This window comes from Chachezhania sediminis, from assembly GCF_009765275.1.
Lineage (GTDB): Bacteria > Pseudomonadota > Alphaproteobacteria > Rhodobacterales > Rhodobacteraceae > Chachezhania > Chachezhania sediminis.
This window is the reverse complement of the sequence record NZ_VOPH01000001.1, coordinates 977,240-992,665: the sequence shown is the minus strand read 5'-3', so window position 1 is coordinate 992,665 and position 15,426 is coordinate 977,240. Positions and strand designations below refer to the sequence as shown.

Below are 15,426 nucleotides of genomic sequence, written 5' to 3'. Positions count from 1 at the left end.
TGCCATTCGACAACTGAAACCGGCCCGCCCATGACACCGACCTATTCGTTCCGTTCTGCCCTGATCAGCCTGGCCCTGGGGGTCAGCGCAATGCAGGCGGCGGCGGATCCCGAAGGCACGGCGCCGGTGGTGGTGGAGCTGTTTACCTCGCAGGGCTGTTCGTCCTGTCCGAAGGCCGACAAGCTGCTGCATGCGCTGGCGGAACGGGACGACGTGCTGCCGCTGGCGCTCCATGTCGACTACTGGGACTATCTGGGCTGGCAGGACGACCTGGCCGATCCGGCCTTTTCCGCGCGGCAGCGGGCCTATGCCCACCATGCCGGGCGCGACATGATCTATACACCGCAGATGGTGGTGATGGGCCAGGAGGATGTCGTGGGCGCCCGTGGCGGTCAGCTGGCCGAGCTTCTGGCACAGCACGCGGCCGCGGCGCCCGTTGCCCGGGTGACGGCGGTACGCAACGGGGCGGACGTGTCGGTCGAGGTCACGCCGCTGGCGGCGCTGGCGGCCGGTGCAGGCTATGACGTGCAGATCGTGTCCTATGAACCGCTGCGCCGGGTGCAGATCGCCAAGGGCGAGAATGCGGGGCGCGAGATCGATTATGCAAATATCGTGACGGACTGGCGGACCATTGCGCACTGGGACGGGCAGGGGCCCGCGAAACTGACCGCGACGGTGGCCGAAGGCCGGCCGGCGGCGGTCATCGTGCAGGAACCGGGACCGGGGGCCATCGTCGCCTCGGCGCGGGTCGACTAGCGCTATCGATCATACGCGTCGGGGCCGGACCGCGCCACGTGCGCCCACCCGCCCACCCCGGCGGATGCGTGTCCGCATCCGCCTCGCGCACATGGCGCGCTCCGGGGCCTTGCGGGGTTACTGCTTCCAGCGGCGGTGGATCCAGTACCACTGGTCCATATGAGTGCGGACCAGCGCTTCCAGATCGTCGTTCATGGCCTGGGTCATCGTGACCGGGTCGGTATGGGGGATCGGGTCGTGCAGTTCGATCTCGAAGTCGAGCCCGTTGGGCTGGCGGATCCCGTAGGCCGGGATCAGCAGGGCATCGAATTTCAGCGCCATCTCGGCCGAGGCCGTCGAGGTCACCGCCGGCTGTCCGAAGAACTGCAGCACTTGACCGCCCTGGACATAGAGATCCGCCGCGATGGCGACATTGCCGCCGCCGCGAAGGTGCCGGAAAAGCTGTGACATGCCCTTGCGCCCCTGTTCGAACAGGGGCCCGCCATTGCCCAGCATCGCCTCGACATAGATGTCGTTGAAATAGGGATTGGCCATCCGGCGGTAGAGCACGCCAAAGCCCACGCCCAGGCCCCTGACGCCGACCCGCGCGGCATCGTAATTTCCGATATGGCCTGTCACGAAGATGATCGGCCGGCCGGCGGCCTGCGCCTCGACCGCGGCCTCGACCCCCGGGCCGGTCACCGGCCACTTGTCGGCACGGGCCCGAAATTCGTCGCCGGAAAACAGCTCGGCCATCGACCTGGCCGCGTTGTCGGGCACGGTGCGGCACAGGCGGCGGACTTCGTCTTCCGGCAGGTCGGGGCAGGTCATCGCCAGGTTCCGGCGGATCCGGCGGCGAAAGCCCGCAGGTCCGGCAAAGACGTTCGAAACGATCCAGCCCATGGTCGCGATGCGCTTTTCGTACGGCACCAGGCGCAACAGGCCGAGCATCCCCCGGACGGCAAGGGTCGAGGTATAGTACCCGAAGCGCTGGCCCCGGGAGAGGGTCGAAGGATCAACTGGCATCGCTGGGGCCGTCTTCTTAGCGTGTCCGGGTCTCGCGGTACCAGACATAGATACCGGCGCCTGCGATCACAAGCGCGCCGAGGATGGTGTAGGCCGCCGGCCATTCGTCGTAGAAGAATGCGCCCCAGGCGGTCGAGAAGAGGATCGTGCCATAGGCAAAGGGTGCGAGCATCGCCGCCTCGCCGATCGAGAAGGCGCGGATCAGGAAGGTCTGTCCCAGAGTGCCGCAGACGACCGTGGCCGCCATCAGCGCCAGTGCCGGGCCGTCGGGCGTGACCCAGGCGAAGGGCACCAGGACAGACAGGATCACGGTGCCCACGACCCCGGTGTAAAGGAGCGACGTCCAGGGACTTTCCTGCGATCCGACCTTGCGGGTCAGAAGCGCGTAGGAGGCATAGCAGACCGCACCGGCCAGGGCGAACAGCGCATCGGTCGTGAACAGGCCGCTGCCCGGGCGGATCACGATCATGGCGCCGATCATGGCGACGACGATGCCGATGATCCGGCGGGGGCCCAGGGCCTCGCCCAGGAACAGCGCCGCGCCCAGTGTCACCAGCACGGGGTTCACCGCCATCAGCGCGGCCGCGTCCGAGATCGGGATCAGGCTGAGCGCCGTGAAGAAGAAGGCCGTGGCACCCATCAGCAGGACGGACCGGGCGAATTGCAGGCCGGGCAAATGGGTCCGGGCCACCGTGCGCAGGCGCGGCGCGACCAGGATCACGACCAGCAGCATCTGCCCGGCATAACGCACCCAGAGCGACGGCAGAACGCCGACCCGCGGCGCAAGCCCCTTTACGCTCGCATCCATCAGCGAGAAGCAGAGCGTCGCCAGCAGCATGTACAGGATCGCACGGCCGCGCAGATCGGTCAGCGAAGCGGGCGGTGCGGATGAGGCAGAGGGACTTGAGGCCATGAGGCCCCGGATATGGCGCTGGCTTGGGTTTGTCCATCTTCCTGCAGTATTCCGCGCCGCTGTCGTCGCAACGTCGCCTTCAGACCCTTCGACCGGCGAGCGCATGGGGCGGCGGTGGCGAGAGTGTCCGTTCAGCCTTCCTCCTCGGCTTCCGGCGTGACGAGGGTGATGGAGCCGGCGCGGGCCTGTTCGCGGACGGCGGCGACGACCATGGCCATCGCGGCCTCGCCCTCCTTCCGGCGGGGGATGCCCAGTTCGGCCAGTTCCTCGCGGATATTGGCGGCCATGCGGGACGAGATGTTGGACAGGATGAAGTCGGCGGCAGGCTTGGTTTCATCGTCCGTGGCAAAGGCTAGTGCGGTGCGCAGGGCGGCCGGGTCGGCCGCGCGCAGGACGGTGGCCACGTCGCGGGGACGCACGCGCGCGGGAATATGGGCGAAGGTGAAGATCGACTTGCGCACCCGCGTCGCGAAATCGGCATCCTGTTCGTCGAGCGAGGTCAGCATGTCGTCGCGCGTGGCCGCCGACGCCTCGTTCAGGATGGCGCCCAGACGTTCGCCGGGGTTGTCGGTGAAAGCCAGGATCGGCCGCATGTCGACCTGGCTGGCCAGGGCCAGCCCGATCCGGTCGACCGCTTCGGGGGTGACCTTGCCGGTCTGCGACACCGCATAGGCCACGCGCCGGGCCAGCGGACCGGGCAGGCGGCTCAGGATTTCGGCCGCCTTGGGCGTGTCGAGTTTGGACAGAAGGACCGCCGATACCTCGATACTTTCCTGCTGGACCAGCGGCAGGATCTCTTCCGCGGGCAGGCTGCGCAGGCGCATCCAGGGATCGCCGGCCTGTTTTACCCCGGCTTCCTTGCGCAGCCGGGCCGCGGTCAGCGGGCTGATCTTGCCGTCCAGCAGTTGCAGCGCGCCGGCCAGGCCTTCGGGGAAGGTCAGGCCGACGCCTTCCAGTGCCCGGGTGAATTCGCGGACCACGCTGACCAGCGTGCCGCGGTCGACGATGCCCATCGCGCCCATCCGCTGCGCCAGCCGGGTCTGCAGGTCGACCGGCAGTTCCTCCAGCGGCAGGTCCTCTCCGGCGGAGAGAAGCAGGCGCACGACGATGGCGGCCTTGGAGGCCTGGTCGAGGCCCGGTTTAGGTTCGGGTTCCGTCCAGGCAGAGGGATAGTCGTCCTCTGCATCGTCGTAATCGGTGTCGAACCCGCCCATGGGCTGAAAGCCCATATCGTCCTCGTCGCCGAACCCGCCGGGATTCGGCAGCCCCGGCAAGGGGGCCATGGGAAGCTGGGGAAGCGTGTCTTCGGCCTGCATCTGCACTCCATCCACCTGAACCGCGGAATCGAGACCGATCCTAGCCGCGGCAGCGTTAAGAGCCGCTTAAACGCAACTGCCCCGGACGGGCCGGGGCAGGAGATTTTTCGCCGTGAATGTCAGTAGTTGTAGGTCATGCCCGTCCGGATCGCTTCGCGCAGCGAGGCCTCGGCCCAGGTGCCTTCGCCGCCGCGGGCCTTGATCTCGCGCCACTGGGCGATGGCATCGTCGGTACGGCCTTCGGTCACGAAGCCCTGCGCCATGTAGGACCGGGCCAGGATGTTGTCGGGATTCTTGGCGATGGCCTGTTCATAGAAGGCGTTCGCCGTCTCGATCTGGCCCATCTTGCGATAGGTGAAGCCCCAATAGGTCAGGGCGCGATCGCTTTGCGGATCCGCCATCGATGCCAGGACGTGCTGCGCCGCCTGGTACTGCCCGTCATAGGCCAGCTCGCGCGCGGCCTGGTACAGGGTGTCCTCGTCCAGGCCATGATGGCTGGGGTTCACGCAGGACTTGGACTTCTTGTCCCAGACCTGGCCGTTCTTACAGGACTTGGTCGTCTTGCTGGGTTTCGGGGCGGCGCCATCGCCCGCCGCGAAGGCGACGGAAGGCACGATAAGGACGAGGGGAAGCAGAAAGCGCATTGTGATCTCCGGTGCTGGCAAGTGAGCTGGGGTCGATTGCATCGTTACATGCAGTTTGTCGCCAGCGGGGCCCGAACGGTTCAACCTTTTTTCGGACCCGATCGAAAAAAGTCCGCGCGGCGCGCGGAAAGATGCCGGGCCAGGGCGGAAAACGCGACCGGCCCGGGGGCGTTCAGCTGCTGGCGATGGGCGCGCAGGACAGTTTCACCGGGTCCCAGTGGGTGCCGGTTGCACAGGATTGAACCTGCTGTTCGCGTTCGTTGCCGCATCCCATCGCATAGGAGAGGGCGGGCACAACGGTCAGAAGAAGGGCGGTCAGTACGGTCTTCACGATCATCTTGTCCTCCATTGCTTGAACCAATGGTGAAAAGTACCAGCCTTCCCGCCATCTGCGAAATCATTCATTCGTGTTTGCAGGAAATTCCATGCGAAAAGGGCGCCCCTTGCAAGGGGCGCCCCTGAAACCACCGTTCTCGAAAGGGATCAGTCGCCGAAGACGCGGGCGAAGATCGTGTCGACATGCTTGGTGTGGTAGCCGAGGTCGAATTTCTCCTCGATCACCGCGGGGGGAAGGGCGGCGGTGACTTCGGGATCGGCCAGAAGCTCGGTCTTGAAGTCGGCGCCGTGTTCCCAGACCTTCATGGCGTTGCGCTGGACCAGGCGGTACGCGTCCTCGCGGCTGACGCCGGCCTGGGTCAGGGCCAGAAGCACGCGCTGCGACATGACAAGGCCGGACAGGCTGTTCATGTTGTCCAGCATCCGCTGCGGATAGACGACCAGCTTGTCGATGACGCTGGTCAGGCGCGCCAGCGCGAAGTCGAGCGTCACGGTCGCATCGGGCCCGATGTTGCGTTCGACCGAGCTGTGCGAGATGTCGCGCTCATGCCAGAGCGCCACGTTCTCCATCGCCGGGATCACCATCGACCGGACAAGGCGGGCAAGACCGGTCAGGTTTTCCGACAGGACCGGGTTGCGCTTGTGCGGCATGGCCGACGAGCCCTTCTGGCCCGGGGAGAAATATTCCTCGGCCTCCAGCACCTCGGTCCGCTGCATGTGGCGGATTTCGGTCGCGATGTTTTCGACCGAGGACGCGATGACGCCCAGCGTTGCGAAGAAGGCGGCGTGGCGGTCGCGCGGGATCACCTGGGTCGAGATCGGTTCGGGCACGAGGCCCAGCATGTCGCAGACATGTTCCTCGATCGACGGGTCGATATTGGCAAAGGTGCCGACGGCGCCCGACAGCGCGCCGGTGGCAATCTCGGACCGGGCGTCGCGCATCCGGGACAGGTTGCGGTCCATCTCGGCGTAGAAGCGCGCGAAGGTCAGGCCCATGGTCGTGGGCTCGGCATGGATGCCGTGGCTGCGGCCGATGCGGACGCTGTCCTTGTGTTCGTAGGCCCGGCGCTTCAGCGCGGCCAGCAGACCTTCCAGATCGGCGATCAGGATGTCGGCCGCGCGGGTCAGCTGAACGTTGAAGCAGGTGTCGAGCACGTCGGACGAGGTCATGCCTTGGTGGACGAAGCGGGCTTCGTCGCTGCCCACGATCTCGGCCAGGTGGGTCAGGAAGGCGATGACGTCGTGCTTGGTCACGGCCTCGATCTCGTCGATGCGGGCGACGTCGAATTCGACATCCTTGGCCTTCCAAACGGCCTTGGCGTTTTCCTTCGGGATCACGCCGATTTCGGCCATGGCGTCGCAAGCATGGGCCTCGATCTCGAACCAGATGCGGAACTTGGTCTCGGGGCTCCAGATGGCGACCATGTCGGGACGGGAATAGCGGGGGATCATGGCGCGGCGGGTCCTGCTTGTCGGGAAGATGCGCCTGCACATAGACTGTGGGTCCCGCAATCTCAAGCGGGCATGGAGAGGCTGGGACGGTTTGCCCATATCGGCAGGGGGGGGACGCAGGTGCGCGATCTGGAAGATTTTGCCGGGCATTGGCGCCTGTCGCGGCGGATCGTGCAGGCCGACGGGCCGGAGGCGCGGTTCGAGGGCGAGGCGGTCTGGACGCCGGATGGCGCGGGCTTGACCTGCGAGGAGCGGGGCCTGTTGCAGATCGGCGACCAGCCGGCCCTGCAGGGCACGCGGCGCTACCTATGGCGGCCGGGGCTGCAGGTCTTCTTTGATGACGGGCGGTTCTTTCACGCGGTGCCGGTCGAGGGTGGCCGGGCCGAACATCACTGCGCGCCGGATCACTACGTCGTGGACTATGATTTTTCCGGCTGGCCGTCCTTTGCCACGGTCTGGACGGTCGAGGGCCCGCGGAAGTCTTACCGGATGGCCAGCACCTATACGCGCTGAGCCTGCGTCGTGTGGCGCATCGCGCCCGCGGGGTCCTATCCCGGGCGGATGGATCCGCCGGACCTGCCTAACCACCTGCCACGGGGGCGATGCGATGGGCCGGTCGGGTCAGGCGGTATCGATGACTTCGGTCGTGACCACCTGTGCCCCGTGTTCCAGCGTGCGGTGGACCGGGCACCGGTCGGCAATGGACAGGAGACTGGCGCGCTGGTCGTCGGTCAGGTCCCCCGTCAGGCGGATCTTCCGGTCGAAGCGGTCGATCTTCTGGCCCGTCTCCGCCCCTTGGGCATCCTGTGCGTGGATCTTTTCGTGGCTGATATCGACGCTGACATGGGTCAGCGGCCAGCCCTTGCGGCGGGCATACATGCGGATCGTCATCGACGTGCAGGCACCCAGCCCTGCGGCGATCAGACCGTAGGGCGACAGGCCCCGGTCGGTGCCGCCGGCGTCCTTGGGCTCGTCCGCCTGCAGGTGGTGATCGGGACCCGACTGGATGTCCTGCAGGAACCCGTCGGGCGACACCTCGGACACGCGGACCACGCCTTCGGGCGCGCCGGGCGGCGGGGCGGGGCGGTCCATCGGCACGTAGCGGCTGCACCAGGCGGCGATGACCGCGGCGGCATAGTCCGCATCCGCCGGGTCGTCCAGCAGGTGGTCCGCATCGTCCAGCGTGACAAAGCTCTTCGGGTGTTTCGCGGCCACGAAGATCCGGGTCGCGTTGTCGATCCCGACGGTTTCGTCCAGCGGTGCATGCAGGACAAGGAGAGCCGCGTGCAGGTGGGCGATGGCAGGTTCGAGACGGGTGGCCGAAACGTCTTCGACAAAGTCCTGGCCGATGGTGAAGGGACGGCCGGCCAGGGTGACCCGCGCTTGACCGTCGCGGGCGATGTCGGGCAGGGCTTCGCCGAAGTTTTCAAGGGTGCGGGACGGGTCGAAAGGCGCGCCGATGGTGACGACGGCCCGGGCGGACGGGATGCCCGCGCGGGCCTTCAGCACCGCCGCCCCGCCCAGCGAATGGCCGATCAGGAGGGACGGCGCCATGCCGCGACCGTCGAGATAGCGGGCCGCGGCTTCAAGGTCGGCCACGTTGGAGGTGAAGGTCGTGTTGGCGAATTCACCGCCTGAATGCCCGAGACCGGTGAAATCGAACCGCAGGACGGCAAAGCCCATCGCGGCCAGCCGGCCGGCGATCCGGCGCGCGGCCAGGATGTCCTTGGAACAGGTGAAGCAATGCGCAAACAGCGCGGTGGCAAGGACGGGTCCGTCCGGCAGGTCCAGCCGCGCTGCCAGCTGGTCGCCACCATGGCCGGGAAAGGTGACGCGTTCGGTTGGCATGTCTGGGTCTCCGTCTGTTCCGGGGCCTGTGGCCCCCGCGCTTCAATCGTAGCGGGTCGAGGGGCAGGAGCCCAGAGGCGGCAGGGGCGCTGCCTGGTCGGACGTTGCGGGGGAGGGTGGTTGCCTTGGGCGGGGCAGGTCGGTGCATGGGCGGTGGATGGAGCGTGCGGAGCACGCACCCTACGGAGGGGAGTGCGGGGAGTTCCCGGGTGCAGTCGGGCGTCGGGGTGGCTGGGGGGCTTTGCCCCCCGCCCGGGCCTGTGGCCCGGACTCCCCCCAAGGGTATTTGGAGATCGAAGAAGTTTGGAGGTGAGGGCGGGTCCGCGGGCGAAGGGCGAGGGGGCGGGTGCGGAAGTGGTAATGTGTCGGGGGGCGGGAGGAGGCGCAGGGTGCGTGCCTGCCACGCACCAAACCCGCAGGGGTCAGGCGGCGCCCATCAGGCGGGGATCGAAGGGGTAGACGGTCAGGTTCTCGTGCCCGGTTTCGGTGATCAGGACCTGGTCTTCCAGCTTGATCATGAAATCGCCGCCGACCTCGCCCACCAGCGCCTCGACGCAGAAGACCATGCCGGGCTCGATCTCGTAGTCGAAGGCGCCCTCGATCTCGGTGTCGGGGTAGAGGATCAGGGGCCATTCGTCGCAAAGGCCCACGCCGTGCATCTTGCAGCCGTATTTCTGCGCCTGGTAGCGGTCCTCCAGCACGTGGCCCTTGTGGGTCAGGTCGTGGAAGGACACGCCGGGGCGCAGAAGCTGCATGTTGGTCATGATGTGTTCGTGCGCGTGCCGCATGGCATCGACCATGTCCGCAGGCGGGGCCGTGTCGCCGATCCACCAGGTGCGCGAGATGTCCGAACAGATGCCGTAGCTGCCCACCAGGTCGGTGTCGAAGGCCAGGATCTCGTTCTGCGAAATGACTCGGGGGCCGCATTCCTGGAACCAGGGATTGGTCCGGGGGCCGGAAGACAACAGCCGCGTTTCGATCCATTCGCCGCCGCGGCGGATGTTTTCCGCGGACATAACTGCCCAGACATCGGCCTCGGTCACGTTGCCCAGGGGGATCTTCTCGCGGGCGAAACGCTCCATCTCGCCTACGGCGCGCTCGCAGGCCATCATGGCGCAGCGCATCGCCAGGATCTCGTCCGGGCCCTTGATGGAGCGCGCCTTTTCCGAGACTTCCTCGCCATCGAACAGCTCCAGCCCCTGTGTCTCCAGCGCGCGGGAGAGGTGCAGCATCGGCTTGTCGGCAGCAAGGCGCGTGTTACCCGGCGCGTGTTCGGCCAGCAGGGCGCGGATGTCCTTCGCCATCACCTCGGCCGCCTCGCCCACCTTGTCGCCGCGGTCGAAATAGAAAAGGTCGGCACCGGTCCGGACTTCCCTGACCAGCGGGTTGAAGGCCGACAGGAACATGCCGTTCTTGTAGTCCCACAGGACCATGTAGCCATCGGCGCAGAGCAGCACGGCCCGGAACGGATTGTGCATGTTCCAGATCTGCATGTTCGTCGAATCCGTGGCGTAGCGGATGTTCAGCGGGTCGGTCAGCAGGATCCCGGCATAATTGCGGGCCACCACAGCCTGGGTCAGCCGCTGCCAGCGGTATTCGCGCATCGTCGGCAGGTTCGGCAGTTGCAGCCCGGCCTCGGCCCATTCGGCGAAGGCCAGCGGTGTCGGCCCGATTTCCACCCGGTTGGCATCGTTCGGCGTGCCGTCGCCCAGCATGTCGCCGCGGGTCGGGTCGATCTTGCGCGTGTCGCGATAGTGCAGGTTCATGCCTGAAAACTCCGGGAGTGTGTCGGTCCGAGCGTCGGTCAGCCCGGGGCGCCGGTCCTTCCTTTTTACGACAGGCACCGCGTCGTTTTCCGCGCCTTGCCGGTGCTTTACCGCGGCGCGGCGATGGGCGAAGAACGCAAGGCGAAGGCACGCGATGCCAAGGGGGCCGGGACACAGATGATGGAACCGATTTTGCAAAGCGCGATACCGTACGATATCGACGCGAAAAGGCCACTGCCGGGCATCCAGCCCATGGCGATGGAAGACTGGTTGCTGCGCGACGATGCCTATGCCGGGCAGATGGCGCTGCGCGACCGGTTGCTGGCGGACCGGCGGGACGACGTGCTGCGGCTGAACGAAGCTGCGCGGCCCGCGGCCGACGAATTGCTGCAGATGGTGCTGGCCCATGTCTATCCGGGGGCAGGGGACCAGGTGACGCGGCCCGATGGGGTGACCGTCCCGATCGACCGGTCCGATCCGTTGGGCACGGTCGGGCGTCTTGTGCAGGAGGATTTCAACATCCTTCAGAAGTCCGACGGTGACGACGAACATGTGCTGACGGGCGCCGTCCTGTGCTTTCCCGCGAACTGGACCCTGGCCGAGAAATTCATGAAGCCGCTGCTGCGCATCCACGTGCCCGTGCCGGATTACGACGAGAACATCGCCCGCCGGGTGCAGCGCCTGTTCGATGGGATCCAGGTGGGCCGGCCGCTGTGGCGGTTCAACGTGCTTCGGTACACGAACCCGGACTTGTTCCAGCCGGAACTGGAAAGTCGCAAGCGCGTGTCTGGTGCCAAGCGCGACGGGCGCTATCTGCGGTCGGAACGCCAGAACCTGTTGCGCCTGCCAAAGACGAAGGCGGTGCTGTTCACGATCCACACCTTTGTCATGGACCTGGGTTAGGGTCGATCGCCTACCAGCCGCCCGACCCGCCGCTGCCCGAGGATCCGCCCCCGCCAGAGCCGGAGCCGGACCGCGCAGACACCGCGCGGGCCTGCGCCTCGATCGCGCTGCCTATCGTGCCGGTCAGCGGGTTGGCCGAGACGGGTTCGCGGCCGGTGGGCGTGGCGCCGTCATAGGTCGAGGTCGTCCGGGCCTGCCCTGTCAGGCCGCCGATGGCGAGCATGGCCACGACAGGGCCGCCCAGGATCCGGATCAGCCGCTGGCCGTTGCCGGTCATCTCAGAAGGATACGCCGACTGGGCGTTCGACCTCTGCCGCGGTGCCGGCTTCCAGTTCGAAGAACGGCTCTGGCGTGAAGTGGAAGAGGCCCGCCACGATGTTCCCGGGGAAGCTTTCGATGGCAGTGTTCAGCGCCTTCACCGACCCGTTGTAATGGCGCCGGGCCGACTGGATGCGGTTTTCGGAATCCGACAGTTCGTGCTGCAGGTCCTGGAAATTGGCGCTGGCCTTCAGATCGGGATAGTTTTCGGACAGGGCGAAGACATGGGCCAGCGCGCCGTTCAGGGTCGCCTCGGCCGTGGCCTGTTCGTCGGGTGTGCCGGTCTGGGCCACGGCCGCGTTCCTTGCGGCGACCACCTCGTCCAGCGTCGTCTTCTCGTGCGCGGCATAACCCTTGACCGTCTCGACCAGGTTCGGGATCAGGTCATATCGGCGCTGCATCTGGACCAGGATGTCGGACCACGCCTCGCGCGTGCGTTGCCGGTAGGCCACCAGCCGGTTGTAAAGCCAGATGGCATAGATCCCGGCCAGGACCGCGATGCCCAGTCCGATCCAGATCACCATGCGGTGGTCCCCCCAAACATGTCCGGCGGGCCGGTCCAACGGCGCCGTCCTGTGCGCGCAAGGATACGTGCGCAGCCTGCGGTCGGCAACGCGGCTGATGCGGGTCAGGTGTCGGTCAGGCCCGGGCCGGGTCCGGATCCTTGGGGCCGATCCAGAAATGCGGGTTGTGGGCCACTTCCCAGAAATGCCCGTCGGGGTCCTGGAAATACCCGGAATAGCCGCCCCAGGAGGTTGGTGCGGGACGTTTCGCGGCGGTGGCGCCGGCAGCCAGAGCTTCGGCATAAAGCGCGTCGACCTCGGCGCGCGATGTCAGGTTGTGGGCCAGCGTGACACCGGGAAAACCCTGGCCGTCGTCGTCGGCATCCGCGTCCTGCGCCAGTTCGGCCCGGCCGTAAAGGCCCAGCCATGTGCCGTCGAGGTCGAAGAAGGCCACGTCGCCGGGCGTCGGGAATTCCGGCAGGCCCAGCCCGTCGCGATAGAAACGGCGGGCGCGGTCCAGGTTGCTGACGCCCAGTGTGATCATGCTGATGCGGGGTTTCATCCTGGCGACCTCTGTTGGGAATGCCAAAGCCTAGCCGGATCCTGTCCAGATCCCTAGCGCCGAATTGGCGCGCCATGGGATACCTGCCATCGCCCTTCAGCCACACGCCCTGCGCGTTCCGCGCCGGGATGGGCGGGTGGGGCCGGTGAGGGCGCGATGGCGCCGCCCGCGTCTTCAGACCACCGCAAAGAGTTCCCGCGGGCGGTTGCACAGGCTTTCCGCGGGGCCGCCTTCGCGGATAAGGATCGTCTCGGTGATTTCCAGCCCCCAGTCCTCCATCCAGAGGCCGGGCATGAAATGGAAGGTCATGCCGGGTTCCAGTACCGTCTCGTCGCTTTCGCGGAAGGAAATTGTCCGCTCGCCCCAGTCCGGCGGGTAAGAAATCCCGATCGGATAGCCGCAGCGTCCGGTCCGGGTGATGCCGTGCTTGGCCAGCGTGCTATGCAGCGCCCGCGCCACGTCGCCCGCCACGGCGCCGGCCCGCGCGGCGTCCAGCCCTGCTTCCAGCCCGTCGACCAGCGCGGTTTCCACCTTGCGCATGCGGTCGGGCGGTTCGCCCAGGTAGACTGTCCGGCAGAACGGCGCGTGATAGCGGCGATAGCAGCCCGACAGTTCGAAGAACGTGGCCTCGCCCGCAGCGAAGGGTCGCCCGTCCCAGGTCAGATGCGCGGCCGAGGCATCGGCGCCCGACGGCAGCAGCGGCACGATGGCCGGGTAATCGCCCCAGTGCCCGTCGGCGCCGGTCGCCATGTCCGACAGGACCCCGGCAACCATTTCATTCTTGGGCAGGCCCGGGCGGATCCGGTCCAGCACGCCATCGACCAGCGTTTCCGAAATCCGTGCGGCGCGGCGCATGAAGGTCAGTTCCGCCTCGGACTTCACCGTCCGGCACCAGTTCACGACACCGGTCGCATCGACCAGCGTCGCATCGGGCAGGCCCTGCACCAGTTCGGCATGGGCCCGGGCGGAGTAGTAGTAGTTGTCCAGCTCCACCCCGATCCGCAGGGTGCCCATGCCAAGGCCTGCCAGTTGCGCGGACAGGTCCTGCATCGCGTGGCGAGCGCCGGCCTGCACGTAATCGTCGGTGTAATGCAGGATATGATCGGCAGGCAGCCAGACCGTCCGCAGCGCGCCGAAAGAATCCATGTAGCGGCCCCACCACCAGGGCGCCGATCCGGGCCGATAGATCACCGCCTGCGGCACATAGAAGGACCAGCCGTCATAGCCTGTCAGCCAGGCCATGTTGGAAGGGTCGGCGACGATCAGTGCGTCCAGCCCCGCCGCCTCCATCCTTGCATCGACGGCGCGCAGCCGGCGGTCGTATTCGGTCATGTCGAAGGGCAGGGCGGTCGGCAGGTCGGCAGCGTGTTCCATGGATCCCCGGTCGGTGGTTCAGATGTCGGCCCCAGCCAAGCCCGCGGCGGCGCATATTGCAATGGTCCTGGGGCCGCAGACCGTCCGCGCACGACCCGAATCGCGGCTTCGGGCCCGGATCGGACGGTCCCGCCGGCGGCCTGCACCGGGGCCGGGTGGCGCCGGACCGTTCCCCCGAAGCCGGGCAATGGGCAGATTCGCGCCGTCACCGGGCGCCTGTTTCCGCAAGACCGGCAAAATGCCGAACCGACCGGCAACATCGGGCGGCGGGGGCGCCGGGGCGTTCCGAAACGTTACCGTCGCGACACTGCGGGCGGATTCTTGGGCCCTGCGGGTGCCCGGAACCTTGTCGGGATCACGAAACCTACATCGACTGGGGATACCCGACCCCAAGTTTCCCAACGCTTGACCAAGGTGACACATGACCAGTTCCCTCTTTTCCCGTGCCTTTCCCCTTTACGTTTCGCAGGCTGCGCTGGCGGTGGCCCTGATCGGCGTTGCCGCCCCTGCGGCAGCGGCGCCGAAGCACCGGTACACCAACAGTTCCGGTGGCACCGTCGATTTCTACGGCTTCCTCAACCCGGCCTGGGTCCAGTTCTCGGACGGGCAGGAGACACGCAGCGTGCTGGCCGACAACGATACCGCGCCCAGCCGTATCGGCATGCGCCTGGCCCAGCCTCTGTCGGACGGGCTGACCTTCGGAATCCGGCTGGAAACCGCGCTGGGCTTCGCGTCCACCAGTGCCTACAACCAGACCAACGATCCCAAGGCCTATAACTGGACCCGCGAAAGCATCCGCTGGGCCGATCTGAGCCTGGAAGGACCCTGGGGGACCTTCTTTGCGGGTCAGGGATCGATGGCGGCCGACGGGGTCACGCAGTACAATTTCGAAGGCGTGCAGATGGCGATCCTGAACGAACTTCAGGACGAGGACGGCGGCTATTTCCTGAGGCAGGCCAACGGCCTGCTGGGACAGGCCACCGTCGGCAACAGCTTCAACGGCCTGGATCCCAGCCGCCGCGGCCGGATCCGCTATGACACGCCCTTCTTTGGCGGCTTCCAGTTCCGCGTCGCCACCGGCAAGGACATCCTGACCGAAGGATCCGACGACAAATACACGGACGCCCAGATCCACTACAAGCAGGAGTTCGGCACCACCAAGGTCGATGGCGGCGTGGGCTACGAAGTCAAGCAGACCCCGGGCCAGCCCGACCGCAGGCGCACAATGTCGTCGATCGCGATCGAGTTCGGCAGCGGCCTGAACTTTGCCGTGGCCTCGGCACGGCAGCATGGCGACGGGCGCTATGACTATGTCTCGGCCGGCTACAACGCCCATTTCACGCCGCTGGGCATGACCGCCTTCGTGATCGACTACTTCGGGGGCGAGGATTACAACGTCTCCGGCTCGACCTCGACCTCGTGGGGGATCGGTGTCGCGCAGTATTTCGACGACGCCAACATGCAGGTCTATGCCGGCTATCGCTCCTACGACTATCAGGAGCCGGGCAATCCCTATATGGACGCCGACAACTGGACCGTCGGCATGCGCTGGGACTTCTGAGCGGCCCCCTGGCCCCCGCCTGAACCGGACGGGCCGTTCCCGGCAGGGGCGGTCCGTCGTCGGTCCGGCAGGCAAACCGGTGCCGGGTGCCCAGCAACCACAGGCATGCGGGCGCGCTTCTCCCCTTGAACCTCTGCTGCGAGGTCTCTAGAAGGCAGCAAATTCGCGC

At 66.9% G+C, this 15,426-nt stretch carries 16 protein-coding genes; 4 read left to right on the top strand and 12 right to left on the bottom strand.

The genetic code is table 11. The features are described from left to right. Window positions 1–30 precede the first annotated feature (30 nt). Complete coding sequence (locus FQK05_RS04680; protein ID WP_158964684.1) at window positions 31–756, top strand: DUF1223 domain-containing protein; 726 nt, start codon at window positions 31–33, stop codon at window positions 754–756. A 117-nt stretch (window positions 757–873) separates the two neighbouring features. On the opposite strand, the gene FQK05_RS04675 is transcribed toward FQK05_RS04680, so the two are convergent. The 6 genes from FQK05_RS04675 to purB all read right to left on the bottom strand — a co-directional run bounded on the left by FQK05_RS04675 (window position 874) and on the right by purB (window position 6,422). Continuing rightward, complete coding sequence (locus FQK05_RS04675; RefSeq protein ID WP_158964683.1) at window positions 874–1,761, bottom strand: lysophospholipid acyltransferase family protein; 888 nt, start codon at window positions 1,759–1,761, stop codon at window positions 874–876. A gap of 16 nt (window positions 1,762–1,777) precedes the next feature. Next, window positions 1,778–2,674, bottom strand: a complete 897-nt coding sequence (locus tag FQK05_RS04670; RefSeq protein ID WP_158964682.1) for a DMT family transporter — start codon at window positions 2,672–2,674, stop codon at window positions 1,778–1,780. Window positions 2,675–2,805: 131 nt separating this feature from the next. Further along, complete coding sequence (locus tag FQK05_RS04665; RefSeq protein ID WP_158964681.1) at window positions 2,806–3,990, bottom strand: FliG C-terminal domain-containing protein; 1,185 nt, start codon at window positions 3,988–3,990, stop codon at window positions 2,806–2,808. Between the two features lie 119 nt (window positions 3,991–4,109). Beyond that, the gene (locus tag FQK05_RS04660; protein WP_158964680.1) at window positions 4,110–4,634 is read right to left on the bottom strand and encodes a tetratricopeptide repeat protein; all 525 of its coding nucleotides are present in this window, start codon (window positions 4,632–4,634) and stop codon (window positions 4,110–4,112) included. A gap of 172 nt (window positions 4,635–4,806) precedes the next feature. Further along, window positions 4,807–4,971 carry a hypothetical protein gene (locus FQK05_RS04655; protein ID WP_158964679.1) on the bottom strand — a complete coding sequence of 55 codons (165 nt, stop codon included), beginning with the start codon at window positions 4,969–4,971 and terminating at the stop codon, window positions 4,807–4,809. A gap of 146 nt (window positions 4,972–5,117) precedes the next feature. Next, a complete protein-coding gene (gene purB, locus FQK05_RS04650; RefSeq protein ID WP_158964678.1) occupies window positions 5,118–6,422 on the bottom strand; it encodes an adenylosuccinate lyase in 1,305 nt (434 codons plus the stop codon). Window positions 6,423–6,542: 120 nt separating this feature from the next. Between purB and FQK05_RS04645 the strand changes: the two genes are divergently transcribed. Continuing rightward, on the top strand, window positions 6,543–6,935 hold the full coding sequence (locus FQK05_RS04645) for a DUF6314 family protein (RefSeq protein WP_233270357.1): 393 nt from the start codon (window positions 6,543–6,545) through the stop codon (window positions 6,933–6,935). 108 nt (window positions 6,936–7,043) lie between these two features. Here the strand turns inward: FQK05_RS04645 and FQK05_RS04640 are convergent, their stop codons facing one another. Further along, window positions 7,044–8,270, bottom strand: a complete 1,227-nt coding sequence (locus FQK05_RS04640; RefSeq protein WP_158964676.1) for a bifunctional alpha/beta hydrolase/OsmC family protein — start codon at window positions 8,268–8,270, stop codon at window positions 7,044–7,046. A 422-nt stretch (window positions 8,271–8,692) separates the two neighbouring features. Next, window positions 8,693–10,036 (bottom strand): dimethylsulfonioproprionate lyase DddP, encoded by a 1,344-nt coding sequence (gene dddP / locus FQK05_RS04635; RefSeq protein WP_158964675.1) that lies wholly within the window; start codon window positions 10,034–10,036, stop codon window positions 8,693–8,695. Between the two features lie 180 nt (window positions 10,037–10,216). Here dddP and FQK05_RS04630 point away from each other — a divergent pair, with 180 nt between their 5' ends. Beyond that, complete coding sequence (locus tag FQK05_RS04630) at window positions 10,217–10,939, top strand: heme-dependent oxidative N-demethylase family protein (RefSeq protein WP_158964817.1); 723 nt, start codon at window positions 10,217–10,219, stop codon at window positions 10,937–10,939. 10 nt (window positions 10,940–10,949) lie between these two features. Here the strand turns inward: FQK05_RS04630 and FQK05_RS04625 are convergent, their stop codons facing one another. From FQK05_RS04625 to FQK05_RS04610, 4 genes are all read right to left on the bottom strand, one after another. Continuing rightward, entirely contained in the window at window positions 10,950–11,216 is a 267-nt protein-coding gene (locus FQK05_RS04625) for a hypothetical protein (RefSeq protein WP_158964674.1), read from the bottom strand. Between the two features lies 1 nt (window position 11,217). After that, on the bottom strand, window positions 11,218–11,781 hold the full coding sequence (locus tag FQK05_RS04620) for a LemA family protein (protein WP_158964673.1): 564 nt from the start codon (window positions 11,779–11,781) through the stop codon (window positions 11,218–11,220). A gap of 115 nt (window positions 11,782–11,896) precedes the next feature. Further along, a complete protein-coding gene (locus tag FQK05_RS04615; RefSeq protein ID WP_158964672.1) occupies window positions 11,897–12,322 on the bottom strand; it encodes a VOC family protein in 426 nt (141 codons plus the stop codon). 174 nt (window positions 12,323–12,496) lie between these two features. Continuing rightward, complete coding sequence (locus FQK05_RS04610) at window positions 12,497–13,696, bottom strand: M24 family metallopeptidase (RefSeq protein WP_199252591.1); 1,200 nt, start codon at window positions 13,694–13,696, stop codon at window positions 12,497–12,499. A gap of 421 nt (window positions 13,697–14,117) precedes the next feature. Between FQK05_RS04610 and FQK05_RS04605 the strand changes: the two genes are divergently transcribed. Further along, the gene (locus FQK05_RS04605) at window positions 14,118–15,257 is read left to right on the top strand and encodes a porin (RefSeq protein ID WP_158964671.1); all 1,140 of its coding nucleotides are present in this window, start codon (window positions 14,118–14,120) and stop codon (window positions 15,255–15,257) included. Window positions 15,258–15,426: the final 169 nt, after the last annotated feature.

Coding starts and splice junctions, on each gene's coding strand:
- FQK05_RS04680 (WP_158964684.1), top strand. CDS start 31: ATGACACCGACCTATTCGTTCCGTTCTGCCCTGATCAGCCTGGCCCTG.
- FQK05_RS04675 (WP_158964683.1), bottom strand. CDS start 1,761: ATGCCAGTTGATCCTTCGACCCTCTCCCGGGGCCAGCGCTTCGGGTAC.
- FQK05_RS04670 (WP_158964682.1), bottom strand. CDS start 2,674: ATGGCCTCAAGTCCCTCTGCCTCATCCGCACCGCCCGCTTCGCTGACC.
- FQK05_RS04665 (WP_158964681.1), bottom strand. CDS start 3,990: ATGCAGGCCGAAGACACGCTTCCCCAGCTTCCCATGGCCCCCTTGCCG.
- FQK05_RS04660 (WP_158964680.1), bottom strand. CDS start 4,634: ATGCGCTTTCTGCTTCCCCTCGTCCTTATCGTGCCTTCCGTCGCCTTC.
- FQK05_RS04655 (WP_158964679.1), bottom strand. CDS start 4,971: ATGATCGTGAAGACCGTACTGACCGCCCTTCTTCTGACCGTTGTGCCC.
- purB (WP_158964678.1), bottom strand. CDS start 6,422: ATGATCCCCCGCTATTCCCGTCCCGACATGGTCGCCATCTGGAGCCCC.
- FQK05_RS04640 (WP_158964676.1), bottom strand. CDS start 8,270: ATGCCAACCGAACGCGTCACCTTTCCCGGCCATGGTGGCGACCAGCTG.
- dddP (WP_158964675.1), bottom strand. CDS start 10,036: ATGAACCTGCACTATCGCGACACGCGCAAGATCGACCCGACCCGCGGC.
- FQK05_RS04630 (WP_158964817.1), top strand. CDS start 10,217: ATGGAACCGATTTTGCAAAGCGCGATACCGTACGATATCGACGCGAAA.
- FQK05_RS04625 (WP_158964674.1), bottom strand. CDS start 11,216: ATGACCGGCAACGGCCAGCGGCTGATCCGGATCCTGGGCGGCCCTGTC.
- FQK05_RS04620 (WP_158964673.1), bottom strand. CDS start 11,781: ATGGTGATCTGGATCGGACTGGGCATCGCGGTCCTGGCCGGGATCTAT.
- FQK05_RS04615 (WP_158964672.1), bottom strand. CDS start 12,322: ATGAAACCCCGCATCAGCATGATCACACTGGGCGTCAGCAACCTGGAC.
- FQK05_RS04610 (WP_199252591.1), bottom strand. CDS start 13,696: ATGGAACACGCTGCCGACCTGCCGACCGCCCTGCCCTTCGACATGACC.
- FQK05_RS04605 (WP_158964671.1), top strand. CDS start 14,118: ATGACCAGTTCCCTCTTTTCCCGTGCCTTTCCCCTTTACGTTTCGCAG.